Origin of the sequence: Clostridium sp. CAG:43, from assembly GCF_000434655.1 — a bacterium.
Classification (GTDB): domain Bacteria; phylum Bacillota; class Clostridia; order Lachnospirales; family Lachnospiraceae; genus Otoolea; species Otoolea fessa.
This window is the reverse complement of sequence record NZ_FR895000.1, coordinates 1-1220: the sequence shown is the minus strand read 5'-3', so window position 1 is coordinate 1220 and position 1220 is coordinate 1. Positions and strand designations below refer to the sequence as shown.

Below are 1220 nucleotides of genomic sequence, written 5' to 3'. Positions count from 1 at the left end.
CAGCTCCGACACGATACGCATGACCCATGAGCAGATCGCCCAGCACATCAGTTCGGCGCGGGAGGCAGTGGCACGGATGCTCAAAAGCTTCTCGGAGGACGGACTGGTGGAGCTGAAGCGTGGTGCAATCACGCTGCGGGATAAGGACAGACTAAATCATCTAAAATAAGAAGAAATGTGACTTCGTCACAGAAGAAAATCATAGATTTGCTACAATAAAAGCAGAAAAACAGGAAGGAGTATTCACCATGAAAGAAACGAAATACGCAGGAACTCAAACCGAAAAAAACCTGATGGCTGCCTTTGCCGGTGAGTCCGAGGCACGTAACAAGTACACCTATTTTGCATCCAAGGCCAAGAAGGAAGGCTTCGAGCAGATCGCGGCGCTGTTCCTCAAAACCGCTGATAATGAGAAGGAACACGCCAAGCTGTGGTTCAAAGAACTGAACGGCATTGGCGACACCGCCGAAAACCTTCTCTCCGCCGCTGAGGGTGAGAACTACGAGTGGACGGATATGTACGACGGCTTTGCCAAAACTGCCGATGAGGAAGGCTTTCATGAGCTGGCGCAGCGCTTCCGTCTGGTTGCCGCTATTGAAAAGCACCATGAGGAGCGCTACCGTGCTCTGCTGCACAATGTGGAGATGGCGGAAGTCTTTGCCAAGAGTGAGGTCAAGGTATGGGAGTGCCGCAACTGCGGTCACATTGTGATCGGTGAGAAAGCGCCGGAAGTCTGCCCTGCCTGCAATCATCCCCAGAGCTATTTTGAGATCCACGCGGAAAATTATTAAAGAAAGAAAAGGAGAATCATCATGGAGCAGAAGTTTTACATTTGCAAGCATTGCGGTAACATCATTGCCAAGATCAAGGACACGGGCGTTCCCGTCATCTGCTGCGGCGAGCCGATGACCGAGATCATTCCCGGCACCACCGACGCCGCCGTGGAGAAGCATGTTCCTGTCTGGACGGTGGAAAACGGCGTCGTCCATGTCAAGGTTGGCTCCGTGGAGCATCCCATGCTGCCGGAGCACTACATCGAGTGGGTATCTCTCCAGACCAAGCAGGGAAATCAGCGCAAGGAGCTGCATCCCGGCGAAAAGCCGGAGATCTGCTTCGCCCTCTGCGAGGGCGATGAGGTCGAAGCGGTCTACGCTTATTGCAACCTCCATAGTCTGTGGAAAGCGTGATTCATCTTTCAAAAATCCGGTGCTTTTTTGTGC

The 1220-nt window shown here is 52.6% G+C and carries 3 protein-coding genes; all 3 read left to right on the top strand.

Annotation, left to right across the window (positions count from 1 at the left end):
- The first annotated feature begins 19 nt into the window (after positions 1-19).
- The gene (locus QVO97_RS00895) at positions 20-169 is read left to right on the top strand and encodes a helix-turn-helix domain-containing protein (RefSeq protein WP_288188536.1); all 150 of its coding nucleotides are present in this window, start codon (positions 20-22) and stop codon (positions 167-169) included.
- Between the two features lie 79 nt (positions 170-248).
- Positions 249-791, top strand: coding sequence for a rubrerythrin (rbr, locus tag QVO97_RS00890; RefSeq protein WP_022358553.1), 543 nt, complete (start codon positions 249-251; stop codon positions 789-791).
- A 21-nt stretch (positions 792-812) separates the two neighbouring features.
- A complete protein-coding gene (locus QVO97_RS00885) occupies positions 813-1187 on the top strand; it encodes a desulfoferrodoxin family protein (protein ID WP_022358552.1) in 375 nt (124 codons plus the stop codon).
- Positions 1188-1220 lie beyond the last annotated feature (33 nt).

What these genes read in the sequence shown, in the direction of transcription:
- QVO97_RS00895 (WP_288188536.1), top strand. Translation starts at nt 20, where the DNA reads ATGACCCATGAGCAGATCGCCCAGCACATCAGTTCGGCGCGGGAGGCA.
- rbr (WP_022358553.1), top strand. Translation starts at nt 249, where the DNA reads ATGAAAGAAACGAAATACGCAGGAACTCAAACCGAAAAAAACCTGATG.
- QVO97_RS00885 (WP_022358552.1), top strand. Translation starts at nt 813, where the DNA reads ATGGAGCAGAAGTTTTACATTTGCAAGCATTGCGGTAACATCATTGCC.